The organism is Nitrospirillum guanabarense, from assembly GCF_034653355.1.
GTDB lineage: Bacteria > Pseudomonadota > Alphaproteobacteria > Azospirillales > Azospirillaceae > Nitrospirillum.
The window spans coordinates 244,001-264,676 of the sequence record NZ_JAYEER010000002.1; the positions used below are offsets into that span (position 1 = coordinate 244,001).

General features: G+C 68.2%; 20 protein-coding genes. 5 read left to right on the plus strand and 15 right to left on the minus strand.

What is annotated here, in order from left to right; translation table 11 throughout:
- Positions 1 to 34: 34 nt before the first annotated feature.
- The gene (locus UAA55_RS07730; protein ID WP_322952101.1) at positions 35 to 958 is read right to left on the minus strand and encodes an NADP-dependent oxidoreductase; all 924 of its coding nucleotides are present in this window, start codon (positions 956 to 958) and stop codon (positions 35 to 37) included.
- Positions 955 to 1,413 (minus strand): ester cyclase, encoded by a 459-nt coding sequence (locus UAA55_RS07735; protein WP_322952102.1) that lies wholly within the window; start codon positions 1,411 to 1,413, stop codon positions 955 to 957. Before UAA55_RS07735 ends, UAA55_RS07730 begins: the two co-directional genes overlap by 4 nt.
- A gap of 88 nt (positions 1,414 to 1,501) precedes the next feature.
- Between UAA55_RS07735 and UAA55_RS07740 the strand changes: the two genes are divergently transcribed.
- On the plus strand, positions 1,502 to 2,428 hold the full coding sequence (locus tag UAA55_RS07740; protein ID WP_322952103.1) for a LysR family transcriptional regulator: 927 nt from the start codon (positions 1,502 to 1,504) through the stop codon (positions 2,426 to 2,428).
- Positions 2,429 to 2,484: 56 nt separating this feature from the next.
- On the opposite strand, the gene UAA55_RS07745 is transcribed toward UAA55_RS07740, so the two are convergent.
- Positions 2,485 to 3,093: a TetR/AcrR family transcriptional regulator gene (locus tag UAA55_RS07745; RefSeq protein WP_322952104.1), complete on the minus strand. Its 609-nt coding sequence runs from the start codon at positions 3,091 to 3,093 to the stop codon at positions 2,485 to 2,487.
- A 115-nt stretch (positions 3,094 to 3,208) separates the two neighbouring features.
- Here UAA55_RS07745 and UAA55_RS07750 point away from each other — a divergent pair, with 115 nt between their 5' ends.
- Entirely contained in the window at positions 3,209 to 3,631 is a 423-nt protein-coding gene (locus tag UAA55_RS07750) for a DUF1330 domain-containing protein (RefSeq protein ID WP_322952105.1), read from the plus strand.
- 217 nt (positions 3,632 to 3,848) lie between these two features.
- Here UAA55_RS07750 and UAA55_RS07755 read toward each other — a convergent pair whose 3' ends face one another.
- The 8 genes from UAA55_RS07755 to UAA55_RS07790 all read right to left on the minus strand — a co-directional run bounded on the left by UAA55_RS07755 (position 3,849) and on the right by UAA55_RS07790 (position 12,894).
- Positions 3,849 to 5,864 carry a right-handed parallel beta-helix repeat-containing protein gene (locus UAA55_RS07755; RefSeq protein ID WP_322952106.1) on the minus strand — a complete coding sequence of 672 codons (2,016 nt, stop codon included), beginning with the start codon at positions 5,862 to 5,864 and terminating at the stop codon, positions 3,849 to 3,851.
- A gap of 62 nt (positions 5,865 to 5,926) precedes the next feature.
- A complete protein-coding gene (locus UAA55_RS07760) occupies positions 5,927 to 6,727 on the minus strand; it encodes a hypothetical protein (protein WP_322952107.1) in 801 nt (266 codons plus the stop codon).
- On the minus strand, positions 6,711 to 7,676 hold the full coding sequence (locus tag UAA55_RS07765; RefSeq protein WP_322952108.1) for a 2-hydroxyacid dehydrogenase: 966 nt from the start codon (positions 7,674 to 7,676) through the stop codon (positions 6,711 to 6,713). Before UAA55_RS07765 ends, UAA55_RS07760 begins: the two co-directional genes overlap by 17 nt.
- Positions 7,677 to 7,761: 85 nt before the next feature.
- On the minus strand, positions 7,762 to 8,532 hold the full coding sequence (locus UAA55_RS07770) for an enoyl-CoA hydratase/isomerase family protein (protein ID WP_322952109.1): 771 nt from the start codon (positions 8,530 to 8,532) through the stop codon (positions 7,762 to 7,764).
- Position 8,533: 1 nt separating this feature from the next.
- Entirely contained in the window at positions 8,534 to 9,694 is a 1,161-nt protein-coding gene (locus UAA55_RS07775) for an extracellular solute-binding protein (RefSeq protein WP_322952110.1), read from the minus strand.
- 8 nt (positions 9,695 to 9,702) lie between these two features.
- Positions 9,703 to 10,890: a CaiB/BaiF CoA transferase family protein gene (locus tag UAA55_RS07780; RefSeq protein ID WP_322952111.1), complete on the minus strand. Its 1,188-nt coding sequence runs from the start codon at positions 10,888 to 10,890 to the stop codon at positions 9,703 to 9,705.
- A gap of 61 nt (positions 10,891 to 10,951) precedes the next feature.
- On the minus strand, positions 10,952 to 11,704 hold the full coding sequence (locus tag UAA55_RS07785) for an SDR family NAD(P)-dependent oxidoreductase (RefSeq protein WP_322952112.1): 753 nt from the start codon (positions 11,702 to 11,704) through the stop codon (positions 10,952 to 10,954).
- Positions 11,705 to 11,715: 11 nt separating this feature from the next.
- The gene (locus UAA55_RS07790; protein WP_322952113.1) at positions 11,716 to 12,894 is read right to left on the minus strand and encodes an aldose 1-epimerase family protein; all 1,179 of its coding nucleotides are present in this window, start codon (positions 12,892 to 12,894) and stop codon (positions 11,716 to 11,718) included.
- Between the two features lie 146 nt (positions 12,895 to 13,040).
- On the opposite strand from UAA55_RS07790, the gene UAA55_RS07795 reads away from it, so the two are divergent.
- Positions 13,041 to 13,397 (plus strand): L-rhamnose mutarotase, encoded by a 357-nt coding sequence (locus UAA55_RS07795; protein WP_322952114.1) that lies wholly within the window; start codon positions 13,041 to 13,043, stop codon positions 13,395 to 13,397.
- 30 nt (positions 13,398 to 13,427) lie between these two features.
- Here the strand turns inward: UAA55_RS07795 and UAA55_RS07800 are convergent, their stop codons facing one another.
- The 4 genes from UAA55_RS07800 to UAA55_RS07815 all read right to left on the minus strand — a co-directional run bounded on the left by UAA55_RS07800 (position 13,428) and on the right by UAA55_RS07815 (position 18,952).
- A complete protein-coding gene (locus tag UAA55_RS07800) occupies positions 13,428 to 15,500 on the minus strand; it encodes a right-handed parallel beta-helix repeat-containing protein (protein ID WP_322952115.1) in 2,073 nt (690 codons plus the stop codon).
- Between the two features lie 75 nt (positions 15,501 to 15,575).
- Positions 15,576 to 16,862: an MFS transporter gene (locus UAA55_RS07805; protein WP_322952116.1), complete on the minus strand. Its 1,287-nt coding sequence runs from the start codon at positions 16,860 to 16,862 to the stop codon at positions 15,576 to 15,578.
- 82 nt (positions 16,863 to 16,944) lie between these two features.
- Positions 16,945 to 17,805 (minus strand): amidohydrolase family protein, encoded by an 861-nt coding sequence (locus UAA55_RS07810; protein ID WP_322952117.1) that lies wholly within the window; start codon positions 17,803 to 17,805, stop codon positions 16,945 to 16,947.
- A gap of 4 nt (positions 17,806 to 17,809) precedes the next feature.
- Positions 17,810 to 18,952 (minus strand): mandelate racemase/muconate lactonizing enzyme family protein, encoded by a 1,143-nt coding sequence (locus UAA55_RS07815; RefSeq protein ID WP_322952425.1) that lies wholly within the window; start codon positions 18,950 to 18,952, stop codon positions 17,810 to 17,812.
- A gap of 59 nt (positions 18,953 to 19,011) precedes the next feature.
- Between UAA55_RS07815 and UAA55_RS07820 the strand changes: the two genes are divergently transcribed.
- Positions 19,012 to 19,722, plus strand: coding sequence for a GntR family transcriptional regulator (locus tag UAA55_RS07820; protein WP_322952118.1), 711 nt, complete (start codon positions 19,012 to 19,014; stop codon positions 19,720 to 19,722).
- 86 nt (positions 19,723 to 19,808) lie between these two features.
- Positions 19,809 to 20,675, plus strand: coding sequence for a fumarylacetoacetate hydrolase family protein (locus tag UAA55_RS07825; RefSeq protein WP_322952119.1), 867 nt, complete (start codon positions 19,809 to 19,811; stop codon positions 20,673 to 20,675).
- The last annotated feature ends 1 nt before the right edge of the window (position 20,676 follow it).

Genomic DNA, 20,676 nt, shown 5'->3' on the forward strand with positions numbered 1-20,676 from the left:
CGGAGGGTTGACCGAGCTGAACGTCTTTCGACCTTCACCACCCGTTCGTCAGGACGATCTTGCCGCGCGCGCGGCCGGACGCCTGGTGATGGAACGCCCCGATGGCGTCGCGGCAAGGCACAATGCGGTCGATCAAGACCTCGGTCCCCGCCGCGACCTTGTCCATGACGGCCGCCAACCGGAGGCCGTCGGAACTGTGGAAGACGAACGCGGCATCCACGCCGTGCGCCTTCGCGAAGGCCTCATCCGGCGGGGCCGCGACGGAGGCGAGGAAACCACCGGCGCGCAGCACCTGATAGGAGCGCGCCTGGGTGTCGCCGCCGATGGTGTCCAGGACCATGTCCACGTCTGAGACGCGTTTGGTGAAATCCTGGTTGCGGTAGTCGATCACGAGATCGGCGCCTAAGCGTTCCGCGATGGCGATGCCGCTGCCGGATGCGGTCGCCACCACCCGCGCGCCGGCTTGGCGGGCGAACTGGATGGCGAAGCTGCCGACCCCGCCCGCGCCGGCATGGATGAGTATCGTCTGCCCCGCCCCCAGCCGGGCGACCTCGAACAGCGCCTGCCAGGCCGTGCCCGCGGCTGTCGGGACACCGGCGGCCCGCTTAAAGGTGACGGCATCGGCCAGACGCACGAGGTGGTCGGCCGGGACCAACGCGAACTCCGCCAGGGCGCCGCCGCTGGTCGGCGCGGTTCGCGCCACGACCCGGTCACCGGCGCGCCAGCCCGACACGCCGTCGCCCACGACCTCGATGGTGCCGCTCAGGTCGCTTCCCAGCGTGTAGGGGAAGGCCAGCGGGAAGAAGGCCTCCATGTAGCCGCGCTGCAGCTTCACATCGAGCGGGTTCAGGCTGGCGGCCGCGACGCGCACCAGCACCTGGCCGGCTCCGGGCTGGGGCATATCGATGGTGTCGATGACCGGATCCGCCGCGTAGCCGTGGATACGAAACGCCTTCATTCTCCCTTCTCCCCGGCACCCATGGCGCCCACCTGATGCAGCCAGCCGAACCAGTCCTCCAGGTGCCAGGTATGGGTGACGCGTCCATCCCGCACATGATGGAACTCGTGGATCGGGATGGCGAAACGGATGCCGGTCGGCGCCACGCCGAACCATTCGCCCTGGTGGGTGCCCGTTATCTCGGCGCGCACGGCCGCCCGGCCCGGTGCGCCGATCAGTTCATGGATGATGATGCGCACGTCGGGGAAGGCGGCGCTGAAGGCGCGAACCAGCGGCTTCATGCCCTCGCGGCCGGGGGCCTGGCCGGGGGCGAGGGGAATGTCCTGCCAGTCCGTGGCCAGCACCTCCTCCAGAAGGTCGGGATTATGGTCGGAAAAGGCGCGGTAGAGCGTCTCGATCGCGACGCGATCCCGCTCGGCGAGCCCATTGGATGTGACGATAGGGTTTTGCGACATGGACTGTCTCCTGGTTGACACCCTCCAAAGCTAGGCAAGCGAGCAACATTCTTGAAATCGATAGTCTGTATGTGAAAACATCCATGGCATGGATTTGCATGGCATCGACCTCAACCTGCTCGTCGCCTTCGACGCCTTGATGGCGGAGCGGAGCGTCACGCGGGCGGGCAAGCGGACAGGACGCACCCAGCCGGCGATGAGCGCCGCGCTGGCGCGGTTGCGCGCGCTGTTCGAGGATGAACTGTTCGTTCGCAGCCCGTCGGGGTTGCAACCCACCCAGCGCGCCAGCGACCTGGCGGAACCCCTGGGCCGGGCGCTGGCCGAGATCAGCCGGACACTGGAGTTCACCCAGCGCTTCAACCCCACCACATCGTCGCAGGCGTTCACGCTGGCCCTGTCCGATCATCCGGCCTTGGTACTGCTGCCGCGGCTGACCGAAGCCCTGCGGGAACGGGCGCCCAATGTGACGCTGCGCATCAACGCCTTCACCCACCGGGACGATGCCGTCGCCATCCTGGACGCCGGCGACGCCGACCTGACGATCAGCGTCCCACCCCGCCAGCCGGTGGGCGGCCGCATCCTCAGCCTGCCGCTGTTTGAGGAGCGCTTCGTCTGCATCATGCGGCGCGGCCATCCGGCGGCCTCGCGCACGCTCGACCTGCCGACCTTCCTCAGCCTGTCCCACCTTCTCGTCTCGCCAGAGGGGGAACGGTTCGGCCAGGTCGACGCCGCGCTGGCGGCGATGGGCTTGCGCCGCCGCATCGCCCTGTCGCTGCCGCAGATGTACGCGGCCCCTTCCCTGGTGGCCCGCTCCGACCTCATCGCCACCCTCATGGAAGGTGCAGTCGACGCGTCCGCCGCGCGCAACGATTTGTTGATCCTACCGCCGCCCGTCGCGCTGGGGCCGGTGTCGTTCGCCATGTCCTGGCACCGCAGGAACGACGCCCACCCGGTTCAACGCTGGCTTCGCGAAACGCTCTCAAGCCTTTATCCGATCCAGCCGGCGCACGGCTGATCATCGAAGCCATCCCGGAGAGGTCGTTCCAGTCCATGCCCGCACGCCCGGCCGCGTCATGGGGAGGTGCCGGCCTTCACCCCTGAAGCAAGGATGGACGCGAAGAGCACCCGCTTGAACTGCTCGATGGGTTGTGGGGACCGGTCCACTTTCATGCGCATCATAGCGCCTTCCCAGGCGGCGAGAAGGAAGGTCGCGACGTCGCCGGCATCGAGATCGTCCCGGATCTCACCCGCTTCCTGGCCGGCACGCACAGCCTCGGCGAACGCGTCGGTGAGCGTGCGGCAAACCTCGACCAAATGGGTGCGCAGCACCTCGCTCTGTTCCGGCACTTCAAGGCTCATGTTGCCGACAAGGCAGCCGTATCGCCAGCCCGCCGCTTCCAGCCGTTCGGTGATGGCATCGAAATAAGCGCGCAATCGTTCGACCGCCGGCCGGCTTTCATCGCGCAACGTGCCGTCCATGATCGCCTGTGTGCGCTCATGGTAGCGATCGAGGATGGTGGCGGCGAAAGCCTCCTTCGATCGGAAATGGTTGGTGAAGCAGCCCTGGGGCACGCCGGCGTCACTGGTGATCTCGCGCACGCCGGCACCGGCGTATCCACGCTCATGCAGCGTACGCACCCCGGACTCGATGATTTTTTCGCGAAGGGACGGTCTGGCCATTGCTAATAAATACAGTTGGACGTATTGCTTGGCAAGCGCAGTCCGCCGGCGGCGCCTGAACGCTCACGGTTCCCCGCATGGAAGTGCTCAGCGCAACAATCCAAGAAGGCGAGATATGGCGATCATCGACTACACCCCTGCGGCGCTGGACGCGGCGGGCGGCGCACTTGCCGAAGCGGGCCCGGTCTACATGGTCAATCTGGTGCGTTATCGAGACCAGGCCACCTATGAAGCGGCCTCCGATCTGCCGCCCTGCTCGGGCAGGGAGGCCTATTTCCAACGATATGCCCCGGCCTTCCAGGCTGTCGCGCGGGGTGAGGACTATTCGGTTTTCTGGGTCGGCAATGTCCGGGGGGTGCTGGTGGGCATCGCTGGCGAAGCCTGGGACGATATCGTCATCGTCCGCTATGCGAGCTTCGCCACGCTGCGCCGAATTCTTGAAAACCCGGCCTACGCGGAGCAGGCCGCGCCACACCGGCACGCGGCGCTCGCCGATTGGAAATTCATGGTCACGACCCAGCCCGAGCTGCCGAGATAAGGCGCCGACCCTGGGGGCAAGGCAATCGCCGCTTCATGGCGATTGCCGCCTTTGAATGGCTTCCTGGACGATTCATGATCCTTGGAGCCACCTTTTTGGGAACTTCGAGAAACCAGTTCGGCGGTGGCGCCACGGGATGGCTCCTCACCCAGCCTTGGCGCCTTGGATCCTCGGCCTCACCAGCCGCCGAACCAGGACACATGAACCCTGCGGCGCTTCAATCCGTCCCCGGACGCGGGCCCGCCTGGCGGATCACCGCCAGCGCCGCCGCCGGCCAGGCACGATCGGGCAGCAGGTGGTCATCTTCCACCCGCATACCGATCTCCGCCCGCCAGCGGCCGCCGACACGGGACGAATTGTGCCAGTTGCCGGTGGCGGCGTTGTCGGCGGTGACGCCCCAGGCGAAGTTCTTGCCCACGGTATTGGCGTTCAGCCAATAGCCGTCGGTCTCCACAACGTTGCCCTCCACCCGCAGGTGCTTGCTGCCCTCATCCAGGTAGATGCCGATGCGGTCGGCGATGTCGAAGATGTGATTGTCGCGGATGACCGTGCCGGGGTTGGCCGACAGGTTGTAGATGGCGCCGCCGTCGAAGAACCACTTCTTCACACCATGGATGCGGTTGCCCGCCACTGTCATGTTCCGCAGCACGGTCGGCTGGTCGAACACCGGGTTGTGCAGATAACCCTTCTGGTTTTCCCGGTAGTTCCGGTTGCCGCCCACGTCGTTGTAGCCCCAACCCCAGCCGATGGCGATGCCGTCGTAATTGGCGTCGGAGATGTCGTTGTGCAGAATGTCGGCCCTGTCGATGTAGGTCGTCAGCACCGCCGCGTTGTCCTTGTAATCGCGGGCCACGTCGGTGATGACGTTGTCGGCGATGGTCAGGTCGCGGTTGACCTGGCGCGGGTCGGCGGGGTGGTGCGCCTCCACCCGCACGCCGCCGGCCATGATGGCCCCGCCGGCGATGACGGCGAAGCGGTTGCCCAGAACCTTCACCCCATCCGTCCCCAGGCCCACGCCGGTCAGGTGGGCGTTGGCGTCGTTACCTATGCCCAGCGCCACCTGCCCCAACTGGCTGAAGGTGTTGCCTGTGAAGGTGATGTCGCGCGCGGCCGAGACCTGCACGGCGCCGGGGATCTGGTCCCACTTCTGGCGCATGCTCTCGAATTCCGGGCAACCCCAGCCGCAGGTGGCGTAGGCGTCCACCGGCCGCAGGGGGGAAACCTCCTTGAGGTAGGCGCCGCTCTGCTGGTTGGCGTAGCCGGTGTCCCGCGACGGCCCCATCCAGCTGGTATGGGAAAAGCGCAGTCCCTGGAAGGTCAGGTTGCGGATGGGATGGTCATAGCTGCCGCCGATGGCGACCAGCGCCTCCAGCCGGGGCAGAATGATCGTCATGGCGGTGATGTCGGCGTCGGGCCGGGGCTTCACGTACAGCTTGCCGGCGGCGGGATCGATGTACCATTGGTTCTGGTTCAGGTGCCATTCGCCGCGCTTGCCGAAGAATTCCGGCGCGTTCACCAGGAACAGCCGCGCCTGGTCAGGCATGAAGGGCTTGTTCAGCGTGTCATAGCCCCAGCTGTTGTTGTCCCAGGCCGGCCGCTTCAGCGTGACCTGCATGCCGTCGATCCGCTCCACCGGGGAATAGCGATCGGTGAAGATGCCTGTGGCCTCCACTTCCAGCCGCTGCGGCGCCTTGACGGCAGCGATGGTGGCCAGCGCCGGGTTCTTCAGGATAAAGCCGTGGGCGGTGAACTCCACATCATGGTGGGTGATCTCGATGGCCGGCCGGTCGGCGGCCGCGCCGTCGATCCACAGCTGGCGGCTATCCAGGCCCTTGGGCACATCGGCGACATAAATGTCGTTCTCCGCGTCCGCCAGCGTCCAGCCGGTGACGCGCATGCCGCCCGAAATCAGGGCCTCCACCCCCGCCGCCGCCTTCCATACCACATGATGGTCCCCCTGTCCGCCGTCGGCGGCGGCGAAGAGCAGCGGCTTGTCCAGCGCGTACGTGCCGGCCGCCAGTTCCACTATGACGTCATGGTCGCGGTTGGCGGTGCGCACCGCCGCCTGGGCGCGGACCAGGGTGCGAAAAGGTCGCGCCATCGTTCCGGGTGCGGAATCATCCCCGCCAGGCGCCACGTGAAAGGTCACCGGTTCTGCCGCCACGGCCACGCCGGGCAACAGCAGCAGCACACCCGCCAACAGCAGGCGGGTCCAGGGCGGCGGGGTGATCATAAGCAGGCGCTCCTTAATGTTTATCGTCCCGCCCCGACGGGCCGCCCCAGTACAGGCCGCTATCAGACCACCTGCCGTGCCGCATCCAGGCGCAAGGTCAGGTCGGCGCGGCCCGGCATTTCGGCCAGGATGTGCCGGGTCAGGCGTTCGTAGAACTGGATGAAGCGGCTGACTTGGTCGTCGGTCATGGTGCCGTCGGTGGGCTTGCCCGCCGCCCGCAGCTTGGCGCGCAGGCCCTCCTCCTGCTGGATGCGCCAGCCGCGCACCACGGCGAAGTCGGGGGCGGCCAGCAGGACCAGGGCGTCCAGCCGGCCGAACAGGCGCTGATAGTCCCCGGCCAGGGCGGCGTTCACATGCCGGCGCCACTCCCCAGCGGCATCACGGTCCCGCTCCAGCTCATTCACCGGCGGGTCCAGGTCGGCGGCGTCCTGCGGCACGGCGCCCACGCACCAGCCTTCGAACAGCACCACGTCCACCGGACCCTCGACCCAGGCGCCCTCGGCGGCGCGGCTGTCCACGGCCTTGTCGAAGCGCGGCAGCAGCGTGCGGCCCGGCGTCCCCAGCCCGTCCAGCACCGCCAGGCCCAAGCCTACGTCATGCGTGCCGGGCACGCCGCGCGTGGCCAGCAGGGGATGGATGTCACGGGCCAGATCCTGCCGCTCCTCCTTGGTCAGGTACAGGTCGTCCAGCGACAGCACGGCGACCCGCAGGCCCGACGCCGCCAGCCGCTCGGCCAGGCCGTCGGCCAGGGTGGACTTGCCGCTGCCCTGGGCACCGCAAATGCCCAGGATGAAGGGGCGGCGCGGCGCCTCATCCAGGCGCCGGCGCAGCAGGCCCTCCACCTGGTCAAGCGACGCGGTCATGCGGCACCTCGCCCGCGAAGAAGCGGTCCAGGTTGGCGGCCACCCGCATGCCCATGGCGGTGCGCGTCTCCAGCGTGGCGCTGCCCAGGTGGGGCAGCAGCACGGCGTTGGGCAGGGCGATCAGGCCGGGGTTCACCGCCGGTTCCCCCTCGAACACGTCCAGGCCGGCCGCGGCGATGGCGCCGCTGGACAGGGCCGCGATCAGGTCCGCCTCGTTCACCACGGTGCCGCGCGCGGTGTTGACCAGGATGGCGGTGGGCTTCATGCGCGCCAGCAGGGCGGCGTTCACCAGATGGCGCGTGGCCGGCCCGCCGGGGCAATGCAGGGACAGGACATCCGAGGTGGCGGCCAATTCCTCCAGACTGTCGACATGGGTGGCATCCAGGGCCGCCTCCACATCCGCATCAGCCTGGCGGCGGCTGTGATAGGCGATGGACAGGCCGAAGGCCCGGGCGCGGGCCGCCGTCGCCTGGGCGATACGGCCGAAGCCCACCAGGCCCAGCCGCTTGCCCGCCAGCCCCTGGCCCAGCAGGTGGGTCGGACGCCAGCCGGTCCACTGGCCGGCGCGCAGCTCCCGCTCCCCCTCGCCCGCACGGCGGCTGGCCATCAGCATCAGCAGGATGGCCAGGTCCGCCGTGGCGTCGGTCAGCACGTCGGGCGTGTTGGTGACGACGATGCCGGCGGCCTTGGCCGCCTCCAGGTCGATATGCTCGAAGCCGGCGCCGAAGTTGCCCAGGATGCGCACCCGGCCATTCGGAGCCGCCAGGATGGCGGCGCCAAGCCGGTCGGTGACCGTGGGGCAGATGGCATCATACCGGCCCATGGCCTCCGTCAGTTCGGCGGCGCTCAACGGCCGGTCGCCGGGGTCCACGGTGACGTCGTAGCGCTGGCGCAGGTACGCCTCCACGGCGTCGGGCCAGCGGCGGGTCAGCAAGATCTTCGGGAGCATGGCGCTTCCTGTTCAGGCGGGTGGCGGGACGGGCGGCATCATATCCTTAAATCACCGGGGCGCAGGTTGGTCATCATCGGGGATCCTAGCGCCGCCGGAACACGGGCGGCCGCTTCTCCTTGAAGGCGGCGCGGCCTTCCGCCGCGTCGGCGGTGGCGAAACAGATGGTCTGCAGGTCGCGCTCATACGCCATGGCCTGGTCCAGGGGCATGGAAAAGGCGGCCCGCAGGTTCAGCTTGGCCGTTTCGGCCGCGATGGGCGCCCGGGTGGCGATGGTGGCGGCCAGCGCCTGGGCGCGGGGCAGCAGGGCCGCCGGCTCCACCACCTCGCTGATCAGCCCCCAAGCCAGCGCCCGGGCGGCATCAATCGGGTCGCCCGTCATGATCATCAGGGCGGCGTTGGAGGCGCCGATGGAATGGGCCAGGAAAGCCGCCATGCCGCCGCCGCCGATCCAGCCCAGCTTGATCTCCGGTGCCGCGAACTGGGCGTTGGTGGCGGCGATGCGGATGTCGCAGGACAACGCCGTCTCCAACCCACCGCCGAAGGCATAGCCGTTGACGGCGGCGATGGTGGGTTTCAGGCAATGGTGGATGGCGTCGCAATAGTCGGCGCGGTTGCGGAAATCCCATGATGTCGCATAACTGTCCAGCTCCCTGATGTCCGACCCGCAGCAGAACGACCGTTCCCCTGCCCCGGTGATGACGACGGCGCGGATGGTGTCGCTGCCGTTGCATTCGGTGACGGCGTCGGTCAGGGCCTTTGCCATCTCCGGCGTGACGGAGTTCAGCTTCTGCGGACGGTTGAGCGTCAGGGTGGCGACGTGGCCATCGACGCTGAACAACACTTCATCGGTCAATTCATCTCTCCATGCCCGGCTGGCGGGATGCGGCGTACAGGCTCTGCAAGTCGTCGATGACGGCGCCGTGCGGCCGCCCGTCGGCCAGGGCGGCGCGAATCAGGGCCGACGCCGCGGTCTGGAAGGGGATGGCGCCGGGATGGCGGGGCCGGACGAAGGCGGCCTCCAGCGTGGCGGCGGTGTCGCGGTAGAAGCCGCCCCAATGGTCGTTGACGCGCGCGTCGGCCCAGGCGGAGCGCAGGCTGGGCTGACCGTCGTGGTCGGGGATGAAGCCGGCCTGGGCGCCGGCCGACATCAGCCAGCGCAGATGGTCCAGCAAAGCCGGGGTGACCTGGGCACGGGTGGTGATGCCGATGCCCGTGCCGCCCAGGGTCGATCCCGGCCGACCACCCGGCGCCTGCCGGGGGGCGTCGGCATAGCGCAGCGGGTGGCGGCCCGCCTCAGCGCGGGTGTAGTTGACATAGCCGTAGATCAGCGGGCACAGGGCCACGTCGTCCCCCGCTGCCATGCGGCCCAGGATGCCGATGGGGTTCAGGTCGGCCAGCGCCGCCGGGCTGGCCGCCGCCAGCCGCGCCATCAGGTCCAGCGCCGCCACGCCCGTCGCCCGCCCGACGAAGCACTCGGGATCGGCCTCCGCCGGTGGTTCGCCCAGGGCCACGCAGATGGACTGGAACGACAGGGCCGCGTGCGGCCCGGCCAGCGACAGCGCCACGGGCCGCCGCCGGGACAGGGCCGCCACCCCCTCCCAGGTCGTCGGCGGCGGCCCGTCGACCAGGTCGGGGCGATAGGCCATCACCTGGGTGGCGGCATCCAGCGGCAGGGCCCAATGCCGGCCGGCGTAGCGATAACTGGACAGGCAGGGGCCGATGACGTCCCGGCCCCAGGCCGCGATCTCATCGGTGCCGAACAGCGCCTCCAGCGGCACCAGGCACTGGCCGGCCACGGCGTCGCCCACATGGGGATGGTCCAGTACGATCAGATCATAGCGCCGGCACAGTTCCGCGATGGGGTGCTTTTCGAAATCCTCCAGCGAGTGACGGTCCCAGGTCAGGGCCAGCCCGTCGCGCGCCGGGACCAGCGCGCCGGCCGCCGCCGCCAGGGCGTTGTAGCCGCGCGGATGGTCCCAGGTCAGGGCACGGTAATGGGGGACACCGTTCGGCATGGGCAGACTCACGGCGCCCCCACGACACCGGCGGCCAGCAGCCGCTCGATATCCACCTGCGACAGGGACAGACCCTCCAGCACCTCGCGCGTGTGCTCACCCACCAGGGGGGCGCCACGGTCCAGCGCCGCCGGCGTCTTTGAGAAGCGGATGGGGAAGCCCGGCGTCCTCACCCGGCCTTCGGTCGGGTGATCATAGGTGATGAAGGTGCCGTTGTGGGCGATCTGCGGATCGGCCACCAGGTCGGCGTAGCCGTAGACCGGCCCGCACCAGATGTCATGGGCGCGGAACAGCTCCAGCCACTCGGCGGAACTGCGGCCCAGCAGCCGGATGCGGACACAGGCGACAATCTCGTCCCGGAACTTCCAGCTGTCCGCCTCGTCGTTCAACCCCTGCAAAAACGGCTCGTCGATCAGCTTGCCCAGCTTGTCCAGCCCGGCCATGGCGACGACGATGTAGCCATCGGCCGTCTTGAACACGCCGTAGGGGGCGCGGATGTAGCAATGGGCGTGCGCCTCGGCCGAGCGGGTCTGCGGCTTGCCGCCCACGGTGAAGACGGACAGTTCCTGCATCTGGAGGGTGGTGATGGCATCCAGCATGTTGACCTGGACCAGCTGCCCCTCCCCCGTCCGTTCCCGGTGCAGCAGGGCGGCCAGCGCACCCTCGAACGCCGTGTAGGCGGTGATGGCGTCCACCAGGTACTGGCCGGCCGGCTGCGGCGGCTGGTCGGCGCTGCCGGCCGACAGCATGGCGCCGGACAGCGCCTGCAACAGCAGGTCCTGCCCCGGGTAGTTCACATAAGGGCCGTCCTCGCCATAGCCGGACATGGAGACATAGACCAGGCCCGGGTTGATGGCCGACAGCGTCTCATAATCCACGCCTAGGCGCTTGGCCACGCCGGGGCGGTAGTTCTGCAGGAAGACGTCGGCGTCCCTCACCAGATCCAGCAGGATCTGCCGGCCCTCCGGCGCCTTCAGATCCACGGCCAGGGAGCGCTTGTTGCGGTTCAGCGACAGGAAGGAGACGTTGATCTTGTTGCCGCGGGCGCCGCCGGCCGAGGCGTGGCGCTGCCATTCGCCGCTGGTCGGTTCCACCTTGATGACGTCGGCGCCGAGATCGCCCAGGCGCTGCGCCGCGAAGGGGCCGGCCATGGCGATGGAACAGTCGAGAACGCGGTATCCGCTGAGGATGCCCATGATGGTGTCGTCCTAGGACAAATTGGAATGGAAGGAAGGGAGTTGGCCCAGGCAAAAGGGCTCAGTGCATGACCCAGCCGCCGTCGACGTTCAGGGTCTGGCCACTGATGAAGCCGGCGGCGTCCGACGCCAGGAAAGACAGGGCGGCCGCGATGTCGCCGGGGTGGCCGCGCCGCTTTATCGACTGGTGGTCCAGCACGAAGCGGATGTAGCCCTCCGGATCCGGGTGGATCTTCTCCGCGTCCGTGGGGAAGGCGCCGGGGGACAGGGCGTTGACGGTGACGCCGTAGGCGCCGAATTCCCGCGCCCAGGCCCGCGTCAGGCCGACCAGGGCACCCTTGGACGCGACGTAGGGCGACAGGTTGGCCCAGCCGCCGTAGAAGGTGATGCTGGCGATGTTGATGATGCGGCCCCAGCCCCGGGCCCGCATGTGGGGCAGCGCCACCTGCACCGCCACGATGCCGGCATCAACGTTCACGCGCTGGACCGCCTGGTGATCCTCAATGCTGTAGTCCTCGAACGGCTTGGCCGGATAGATCGCGGCGTTGTTGATGACGACATCCAGCCCGCCCAGTGCCGCCGCCTGGTCCGCCAGCAGGGCACGGAAACCCGCCAGGTCCGAAAGGTCGGCCTTGAGGGGCACCAGCCGGCCGGCGCCGATGTCCGCGGCGGCGTCCGCCAGGGCCGCCAGCTTGGCGGCGTCATGGTCGACGGCCAGCACGATGGCGCCCTCGCGCAGGAAATGCAGGGTGGCGGGCAGCCCCAGGCCGCCGGCGGCACCGGTGTATAGGATGGTCTTGGCCCCGATGGACATCGGCTGCCTCCTCACGCGCGGATGATGGGACGGAAGTCGCCCGAGGGAGGGGGATAGTCCGCATCCGGCTGGCGGGCGATGGCCTGGATGCGCGCCACGGACGCGGCCACCGACGCGGCGTCCGGCAGGATGCGGAAGACGCTGTCGTAGCGCCGCTCCTCCCCATGCTCCAGCCAGATCAGTTCATCGCGCCGCTTGGCGTAGGGCTTGCCGAAGACGTGGTTGGTGGAGGGCTCGATGCCCAGGGCGTAGTGGCCCTGCTGCAGGTTCTGCCATTCATACATGGCCGGGAATTGACGCTTGTCCGTCTCCACCTCCAGGCCAAAGCCGATGGTCTCGTTCACCAGGGCGACGGGCACGAGGGAGTCCGCGTCGGCCGCCATCTCGTGCTGCCAGACCTGCTCATGGAAATCGCGCCGCGGCGCCGGCAGGGTGCGGTAGCCCACGCCCTGCTTGCGGTAATCGTCCCCGGCGTGGGAAGCCCAGACCACGTCACGAACGGGCGCCACATAGCGCGACCCCTCCGCCAGCACCGGGTGCCCGACGTTGATGTGGTAACAGTACATGTGCGGCGTGCGGTAGAAGCCATGGTTGACCACCCGGTCATGCAGGCGGACTTCGTCCGTGCCCACCTTGGCCTCGACGCGGCGGATCAGGTGCAGGTCCTCCCCGAACACGGTGGATTGCTGCACCACGCCCTCCGCCCACAGCCAGCAGTCATCACCGTCCCAACGCTCGCCATAGCCCGTCAGGCGGGCGGGAATGGTGCCGATGCGGCCGTGCAGGGAGGATTTGACGCCGGTGCGCGGGCCATAGACGTAATGGTCGGCCGCATCCTCATCCATGAACAGGATGTGGTCCAAGCCGCAGGTGACCAGCAGGCCGGAGAAGGAGCGGAACCAGCCCAGGCCGCCCTCCCCCTCATACTCATGCAGGCCGGGATGGCGGAAGCCGGACGGCGAATGCCAGCCGATGGCGCGGCCGTTATGCTCGCAATCCGCGATGTCCATGGCCCGGTCGACCAGGACGGTGAAGCGCAGCCCCGTGCCCGTGCGGAATTCCAGCAGGCGCACGCCGCGCTCGACACCATCGCCCAGGGTCATCAGCCGCACGCCGGCGAATTGGGAGAGGGAGCCCGTGTGGGCCGCGACATCGCGGCGGGACCGGACCTGTCCGTAAAGGCTGACCATCCCGTATCCTCCGTCAGTCTGGTCTTGAGGGCTTGCTTTTCAGGCGCTTGGATTTCGGGGATTAAGGCCTTCAAACGCGACCTTGTCAATTCAGAAGCGCCATGTGATATCTCAGATATCGAAATAAAAAGTTCAGAAGGTGCGGAATGAGCGACATACGCCGGCTGTGCTACACCGTGGACTTGCGGGATGACGCGGAGCTGATGGCCCGCTACAAGGCCTGGCATGGGCCGGGCGCCGTGCCGAAGCCGGTGGTGGACGCCATCCGGAAAGACGGCATCCGCGACCTGGAAATCTGGCTGTACGGCACGCGCATGGTGCTGATCATGGAGGTCGGCCCCGACTTCGACCCCGGGACCAAGGCGGCCAGCGACGCGGCCAACCCCGAGGTCCAGGAATGGGAGCGGCTGATGGGCACGTTCCAGCAGCCCCTGCCCGGCACACCGGCCGGCCAGACCTGGGTCGCCATGGAACGCATCCACTCCCTGAAGGAGCAGGCGTGACGAGAGGGAGCGCCGTGAACCCGGCCGCCATCAACGCCGCGGCGCGTCGTCCTGCTGGATGCCGGAGCGTTCCATCACCGCCCGCGCGCCGGCCGGCCAGGCGTCGCCCTTGACCTCGACATTGTCGACCAGACGGTTGTTGAGATAGTCGGTCAGCGTTCCCCGCGCCCGCCCGTCGCGGAACCAGTTGCCCGTGGCCAGATCGTCCATGGCCGTGCGACGGGGTAGGTTGAAGTCCAGGGTGTTGACGTTCAGCCAGACGTCGACCCTGTCGACGACGTTGTTGCGCACGGTCAGGTATCGCGACCCCTCGTCCAGGTAGATGCCGATGCCGCCGGGGACGTCGTAAATGTAATTCTCGGCGATCAGGCCGCCGGGATCGGCCGAAAGATGGTAGATGGCGCCGCCGTCCCCGTACCATTGCTTCACGGAATGCACGCGGTTCCCGACGATGACGGCGTCGCGCAGGATGGTGGGCGTGTCGTAGACCAAATTGCCCGGCTGGTCATAATAACCGCGCTCCCGCGTCCGATAGGCAGAGCTTCCGCCCGGGTCGTTGACGCCCCAGCCCCAGCCGACATCGATCCCATCATAGGGCGTGTCCGACACGTCGTTATGCAGGATCACCGGTGCCGTCGCATAGGTGACCAGGATGGCCGCCTGCTCCCGATAGTCTTGCGACACGGTCCTGATCCGGTTGTTGCGGATCAGGATGTCGCGGACAGTCATTTCGGGACGCGGCGGATGGTGGGCGTCCGGCGTGACGCCGCCCACCATGATGGCGCCGCCCGACAGATCGGTGAACAGGTTGCGCGACACCTCGACGGCGATGGCGCCCAGCCCGATGCCGCTGTCATTGGCATCGGCATTGTTGCCGATGCCCAGCGCCACCTGCCCCAGATGCGCGAACTCGCCCCCCTCGAACAGGATGCGGGTCGCGGCGGCCACCTGGATCGCCGCCGGCTGCTGGCGCCAGTGGTTGCGGGCGGCCTCGAACGCCCAGCAGCCCCACGAACAGTCCTGTATCGGCTCCTGGGGATAGTCGGGAAGCTGGCCGGCCAGGAAGGCGCCGCTCTGCTGGCTGGCATAGCCCTGCGGGCCGGATGGTTCCAGCCAGCTGGTATGCTGGAAGCTCACCCCCTTGAACTGGAGATCCTTGACCGGCGTGTCATAGGTGCCGGCGATGGAGACCAGCATCGACAGGCGCGGCAGAACCACCGTCGCCGTGCCCAAGTCCTCCCCGGCGCGGGGCTTGTAGTAAAGACGGCCGGCGGCCGGATCGGCATACCACTGGCCGGGGTCACGCAGGAAGGCCAGGGCGTTGACCAGGAAAAGCCGGGCGGAGGCCTCGGAAACCGGCCGGGCGATGGTGTCATAGCCGATGATGTTGTTCCGCCAACCCGGCTGCTGCATGACGATGCGGTCGCCCTCGATCCGTTCCACCATCGCGTGCCGGTCGGTGAACCAGCCCGTACCCTCGACCTCGATCCGCTTCTGGTCCGGCACGTCGGCCAGGCCCCGCCAGGCCGGGTCGACAATCTCCATCCCCCAGTCGTGGAAGCGGAAGGCCTGGCGCCCCACCTCCAGCGTCGCCCGACGGGCCAGCCGGTCATTGACCCAGATCTGGCGCGGGTCGACACCGCGCGGGATGTCGGCCGCCCATATCCCCTTGGCCGGGTCGGCCAGCCGCCAGCCGGTCACCCTGTCGCCGCCGGAAATCACCGGCTTGGCCCCGTCCGCCGCCTCCCAGCGCACCAGGTGCCCCGCCTGCCCGCCATCGGCCGCGGAGAAGCGCAGCGGTTCCGCCAGGCGATAGACCCCGTCGGCCAGCCGCACGATGACGTCCCGGTCGCGGTTCAGGTCCCGCACGGCGGCCTGGGCACGGGCCAGCGTGGCGAAGGGATGGGCCGACGACCCGTCGCCCGTGTCGGACCCGGTGGGCGATACCGACAGGACCACGGGCGGCGGCGTGGGCCGTTGCGGGATCTTGATGGTCGCCAGCAGCTTTTCCCCGTACAGCCGTTCCGGCTGATGGCCGGGGGGCAGGTCAGGGGCGGGTGCTGTCTGCGACCACCCCGGCGCCGATGTCAAAAGCAGAGCCAACAGGCCGAGACGCGCCGCATATGATCCCATCGCTCACCCCCCCTTACAGGCTTTGTTTTCAAGACGCCGGCCGCCTCAGCGTACCGACCGGATCGGCAACACGAAGAACGAAGAGGCGAAGACGAAGAGGATGGCCGCGATGAACAGCACGCTGTAATCGCCACCGGACAAGCCCAGCAACCAGGCCGACATGACGGGGCTGATGGCCTGCGGAATATTGATGGCCGTGGTCAGGATGCCCAGATCCTTGCCGGTGGACCCGGTGTCGCGAGGCAGCACCTGCGTCATCAGCGCCATGTCCACCGCCGTGAACGCGCCGTAGCCCAGCCCGACGATGCCGGCATAGAGGTACATCCCCTCCACCGTCGGGATGACCAGCGGGACCACGCAGGCCGCCGCCATGATGACGGAGGAGAAGAAGACGAAGGGCTTGCGCCGCCCCACCCTGTCCGACAGGAAGCCGGAAACCAGGCCGGAGAACAGCAGCATGACGAAGGTGATGGCGGAGATGTTGCCGATGACGACGTTGGCCTGATCCACCGACAGCTGGATGTAGTCCCGCAGGATGTAGAGCTGGTAAGTCACCACCCCCTGGTATCCCATGTAGATCGTGAAGCGGCCCAGGAAGGCCCAGCCGAAATCGGGATACTTGCGCGGATCGATCCAGAAGCTGCGCAGGAAGCCCGGCAGGCTGAAGGGCGCGGGCTTGAGGTGTTCGGACGGCACCTCACGGTTCAGGAAAACGAAGGCGACGCAGCAGGCCGCGACGGCCAGGGCGAAGACCAGGTAGCCCAGCACCAGCTGGCTGGCCAGTTGCCCCGCCACGATGATGCCCACCGTGCCGCCGGCCGTCATGCCCGCCCCGATGAAGCCCGAGGCGGTCCCCCGGTTGGCCGGCGCGAAGCGGTCGGCCACCACGGTGGACAGCGGCCCCTGCATGGCGTTGTAGGCGATGGCCGCCATCACCCACAGCACGGTGATGGACCACAGGGACGTGACCAGCGACACGCCGAACAGGCACATGGACCCGATGAGGGAGGCCAGCGCGATCCACGGCGACCGCCGGCCCCAGCGCGACCGGGTGCGGTCGGACAGGGCGCCGGCGATGGGGGTGGTCAGCGTCGAGAAGATGGACGTGACGGACATGACGATGGCGAGGTTCGCCGCCTTCGCCGCCGGGTCCAGCGCCGCCACCTGGTTGGGCAGCAGCACCGAGATGACCCCATTGTAGAGGGCCAGCAGCACGAAAAAATTGATCAGCAGCGACCAGAGCAGGACCCAACGCCGCCGACCCGCGACATGCTGGCTGGTGTCTTCCGCCGGGGCGGAAGGAAGGGGGACGTCCATGGGAATGTCGCTCATCTTTGGTTGATCTCTCCCTGACTGCCGTCATGACCGGCCCTCTTGGGTGGGGCCGCTGCCGATCCGAATGTCTATCGATGCATTATCCGCCGCCCAGCCGGTAGACCCGCCGTGCCGTCTCCCGGCAGACAGCGTCCCGCTCCGCCTGGCTCCAGTCCGCGGCGATGTCCTGGAACAGCGCCAGCCATGCCGGGTAGCCGCCGGCCAGGTCCACCACCGGCCAATCGCCGCCGAACAGGCAGCGCCCGGCACCGAAGCAGGCCAGGACATGGTCGATGTAGGGCCGCAATTCCTCCACCCGCCAGCCGTCCCACCGCGCCTGGGTGGTCAGGCCGGAGATCTTGCAGGCCAGGTTGGGGAAGCGCGCCAGCCGGGCCAGGGCGTCGGCCCAGCCGTCGGCCCGGACGTCACCGCCGTGGGTGGCGATGTCGGGCTTGCCCAGGTGATCCAGCACGGTGACGGCATCCGGCACCGCCGCGTACAAATGGTCCAAGGCATGGGCGAGGGCCGGCAGCTGCGGCGCGCGGGCGCAGATGTCCAGGCTGAACCCCGCCTTCGCGGCCCGCACCATGCCGTCCAGGTGGTCAGGGTCGGTGACGAAGGCCAGCGGTTCGTTCTGCACCGACCGGCGCACGCCCCGCACCAGGGGCCGCGCGGCCAGGGCGTCGATCACCGCCTGCGCCCCCGCCCCCCATTCCAAAGGCGCGAAAGCCACGATGCCGCCCACCGGCACGCGGTCCGCCAGGCCGGCGACCCAGTCGACCTCATCCAGCGCCTGGGCCGGATCGCAGTCCGCCTGCACGAACACCGCCTGCTCGATCGGCAATTCCAACGCCGCCCATTCCGCCGAGGTGTGCGGCCCGGCGATGGAGGGAACGTGGGACAGCCAGTCGTAGCGCAGGCGCGCCGGATCCCAGAGGTGCAGATGGGCGTCGATCAGCATGGGCTTATCCCGCGCGCGCCAGGCGAACTTGCGGCGGGGCGGCGCCCAGGTCGGCGCGGTCCAGGATGGCCGGCCGGCGCCAGACGCGCCGCGCCTCCTCGCTCAGCAACAGGCCGTGGCCCGGCGCCTCCCGGCCGTAAATGTGGCCGTCCTCCATGCGGTAGCTCTCCTCCACCAGATGGTCGAAGTTCTGGTAGGAGTATTCCAGCCACTCGACCTCCGGCAGGGCCAAGGCCATGTTGACGCCGACCTCCAGGAAGGAGTTGCCCAAAGTCACCGGCACCACCTTCTCCGCCGCCAGCCAACCGATGCGCATGACGTCGGTGACGTGGCCGTGGACGTTCAGCATGTCGGCCCCGCCCGCCTCGATCAGCGCGCGCTTGCCCGACACGTCCAGATATTCGCCGCTGTTGATCAGGGTGCGGCCGGCCGTCTGGCGCAGCAGGCGCAGGCCGTCGAAATCGTTGCGCTGGATGGGATCCTCCAGCCAGAAGATCTCGTGCCCGGCCTTGCGCATCAGCTCCAGGTTCAGGATGGCCTGCTTGGGCGACCAGGCCTCGTTGGCGTCCACCATCACGGTGGCGTCAGGCCCCACGGCCTGCTTCAGCAGATCCAGGCGGTGGATGTCGCGCCCGATCTCCGGATGGCCCACCTTGATCTTGAAGGCGGTGAAGCCCTCGGACGCGGCATGGGCGAACAAGTCCTGGAACGCCCCGTCGTCCAGGTGGAAATCCAGGCCGGACGCATAGGCGCGTACCTTCTGCTTGCGGGCACCCAGCAACCGCCACAGCGGCAGGCCCACAGACTTGGCGAACAGATCCCAGACGGCCTGCTGCAACGCCTCTTCGAACGGCAGGGTGTAGCGCCGGGCGATGCCGCCGCGCGGCCGGGTCACCCGATGGGCCAGGGCGCCGGACTGCTGCCCCTCCACCCCGGGCCACACCTCCGACTGGAAGACGCGGATGATCTCGGCTTCCTCCGGCAGGGGGAAGAACAGCGACTGGACGAATCCCAGGCCCGTCGATCCGTCGGAACCGACCAGTTCCAGGGCTGCGACATGAACGTCATCGGTACGGACTTGGCTATCCCCGATGACCCGATCTCGGGCAAACTGGAATCGTGTGATGCGGAAGTCGACGATCTGCATTTTCACCGCTACACTCTATTCAGATATCGATATCTGAAATATCAGGACACGAATTAGATATGGCAGCGGCACGCAAAAAGCAAGCGGCAAACGCGGCGGTCGAGGACTCCGGCAACGCCCCGGAGGGCAAGCGCCTGAGTGAGATCGCCTACAGCGCCATCCTGGAAGGGCTGTTCGCCCGCAAGGTGCCGGCCGGCGCCTTCGTGTCGCAGAATGACCTGGTGCAGTTGCTGGGCATCCCGGTGCAGCCCTTGCGCGACGCGCTGCGCGTGCTGGAGGCGGAAGGGGTGCTGACCATCCATCCCCGCTCCGGCATCCAGTTCCTGAAGCCGGACTTCGAATTCGCCCGATCCACCTATCAGTTCCGCTCCATCATAGAGCGCGCGGCCGCCCGCACCTATGCGGAAACCGGCGACGCGGCGGAAATCGCGGCCCTGCTGGCCGACCACCAGGCGCTGATCGCCGCCATAGAGAAGGACGGCCTGACCCCCGCCCTGACCCAGACGCTGGAAGGGCTGGAGCAGCGTTTCCACGGCGCCATGATCGCCTGCCTGCGCAACCCGCTGATCGAGACGACGGCCCGCCGGCTGAAGAACTACGTCACCCTGATCCGGCTGGAACGGCTGATCACCCAGCCGCTGGCGCTGCGTACCTTGAATGAGCATATCGAGGTGCTGCGGGCCTGCACCGACCGCGACGGCGACCGGGCGGAGGCGGCGCTGACCGTACACTTCCAGGCGGCCCTGCAACGCATCCTGGGCATGTTCTGACTCGGCAGCTGCCTGCCGTTGACATATGAAATGACGTATCTAATATATCAGTTGCGACTCAATCGTCTCAACCGAATGGATACGTGATGAAACTGGCCCGTTACGGCGCCCCCGGCCATGAACGCCCCGCCCTGCTGGATGCCCAGGGCGCCCCGCGCGACCTGACCGGCATCGTCGACGACATCGCCGGCGACGTGCTGACCAGCGCCGGCCTGGCGCGGCTGGCGGCCATCGACCCCGCCACGCTGCCCGCCCTGCCGGCGGGCCAGCGCATCGGGCCGGCCGTCGGGCGCGTGGGCAAGATGATCTGCGTGGGCCTGAACTTCCGCGACCATGCGGCGGAATCCAACCTGCCCCTGCCCAGCCAGCCCATCATCTTCATGAAGGCCACCACCGCCATCTGCGGCCCCAACGACGACATCGTCATCCCCTACGGCTCGATGAAGACGGATTGGGAGGTGGAGCTGGGCGTGGTCATCGGCGACACCGCCCGCCATGTGCCGCTGGAAAAGGCGCTGGACCACGTGGCCGGCTATGTCCTGATCAACGACCTGTCGGAGCGTGAATTCCAGCTGGAGCATGGCGGCCAATGGGTGAAGGGCAAGAGCTGCGACACCTTCGGCCCCATCGGCCCCTTCCTGGCGACCAAGGACGACATCCCCGACCCGCAGGCCCTGGGCATGTGGCTGACGGTCAACGGCCACCGCTACCAGAACGGCACCTCGGCGGAGATGGTGTTCGGCGTGGCCCACCTGGTCAGCTACATCAGCCGCTACATGACCCTGATGCCGGGTGACGTCATCAGCACGGGCACCCCCGCCGGCGTGGGCCTGGGCCAGACCCCGCCCACCTATCTCAAGCCCGGCGACGTGATCGAGCTGGGCATCGACGGCCTGGGCACCCAGCGCCAGCGCACCGTGGCCTGGAGCACGGCCCAGAACACGGTGGAATAGC